The following is a 1987-nucleotide window of genomic DNA, read 5'->3' as shown; positions in this document are numbered from 1 at the left end:
GAGCCAAAAGCACTAAACAATGGCTTACCTAAAAAACGCGTAGGCATAATAGGTGGGGGTACAGCAGGCGCCACAATAGCCATCAGGCTTGCTGCATTAGGGTTAGAAACTTACGTACTTGAAAAGAAAAAGTCGTTAATTGATGGTCCTCCAATGTGCCATTTGCACGCAGGTGGCAATTTATATCGCGAAATACCCGACGAAGACTGCATAGATTTACTCAAGCAATGTATAGATATTGCTCGCCTTTATCCCCATACCATCGATGTTCGCCCCACAGTATTTGCCGTACCCAAGCGCGATGACGACTCACCCGAGGATTTATTTCCGCGTTTAAATAAATTAGTAAAAGCCTATAGCGAGCTTGTTGAGCAAGACAGCGCTAACAAAGTATTAGGCGAGCCAGAACATTATTATCAGTTATATAGTCGCGCACAAATGCTAAAGCTTGCTAAGCAAAAACAAGTAGCCAAGCCAACGTCGTTAGATGAGTGGATGATACCCGTCGCTAAGCATTTAGATTTAGATAAGCTAAAGTTCCCGCTTATTGTTGCACAAGAATATGGTTGGAATATATTTCGTTTATCGGCCAGTGCTCAACTCGCGCTTGCCGAGTATAAACATGCACACGTTTTAACCAGCACCAGCGTTAAAAGTGTATCGCCAGTTATAAATACCAATAAAGATAAGCAAACACATAAGTGGCGCATTGAATATCAATCAGAGCCAAACCTTAATACGCAAACTGATTCACAAGCCGATACACAAACCATTGAGGTAGATTACCTAATTAATGCGTGTGGTTTTCAAACCGGTATTATTGATGACTTGGTTGGGGTAGATGTAAAACGTATGGTTGAATTTAAAGCCTCTTACATTACTCATTGGCAAGGTGCTGGTGGGCAAATACCCGAAATAATTATTTATGGTAACCGTGGTACGCCAGAGGGCATGGCGCAGCTAACGCCTTACCCTAACGGATATTTTCAAATACATGGCATGACCAACAACATTACATTGTTTAATGATGGGTTAGCTGATGCAACGCCAATGAGCGCACAGCCTAAAATTCCTAATAAATATCTGCACTACATTAAAGATGGCTGGGACAAATCAGCGTTGCAAACACGCACCCAAACAGCAATTGATTATATAGCCGAGTTTGTACCCGCGTTTAAAAGTGCTAACACACAAAATAATGCCTTGTTTGGCGGGCAACAAATCCCAGGGGATGACGACACTTTGCGCGTAGCCGATGTAAGTTTATATTCTCATATTAGTTATGCACGGGCTGAAAATGTAAAAGCATCGTCAACGTTAATAGCTGCAGATCAAATAGTGGCTGAGTTTATAAAATTGGGAATATTAAGCTGTGATCCTACTATAAATCATCATCGTGATATTCATCAATGGTCGTATCTTAAACATAATAGCCGCGAAAATATTGGCGAAGTAGCGCGTGTATTGGCAGGTGAGCGTGGGTTTCCAATTGAAATGGCAGGCGTAAATAACAGCCTGCGTGAAGCTATTTAGCCCACACGTTTTATGTTTAAATAATGGCAAAAACTCCACATAAAAAATTATTAATAAACATAAAAATAATACTTGTGTTATGACATAGTTTGTCACAGAATAGCGTTAACAAAATGACATAGTGTGTCATTTTGTCGTGATTGCTTTAGCCGATTTAATACAAAATATTTTAATCGTTCAGTGATCAATACTATTTTGTGAGGACAATATGAAACGTGTATTTTTGTTTTTATTAACCAACCTAGCAGTTATGTTGGTATTAGGTGTAGTGCTTTCAATAATAATGAGTGTGCTGGGTTTAAGCCATCGTAGCCTTGGTGGAATTTTACTTATAGCCTCAGTATTTGGTTTTGGCGGATCGTTTATTTCGTTATTTATGTCGAAATGGATCGCGAAAAGATCAACAGGCGCACATGTAATTACACAACCGCGCAACGAAACCGAATATTGGCTT

1 protein-coding gene and 1 pseudogene are annotated in these 1987 nt (G+C 39.9%); both read left to right on the top strand.

The genetic code is table 11. The features are described from left to right. The coding region (locus tag L647_RS0101185) for an FAD-dependent oxidoreductase (protein WP_024609577.1) at positions 1–1533 on the top strand (1533 nt) is incomplete at its 5' end. A 208-nt stretch (positions 1534–1741) separates the two neighbouring features. Beyond that, a pseudogene (locus L647_RS0101180) lies at positions 1742–1987 on the top strand (zinc metalloprotease HtpX); the annotation flags it as partial.

Source organism: Pseudoalteromonas sp. TB64 (assembly GCF_000498095.1).
Classification (GTDB): Bacteria; Pseudomonadota; Gammaproteobacteria; order Enterobacterales; family Alteromonadaceae; genus Pseudoalteromonas.
Note: the sequence above shows the minus strand (reverse complement) of the source record. Positions and strands in the feature narration are given on the sequence as shown.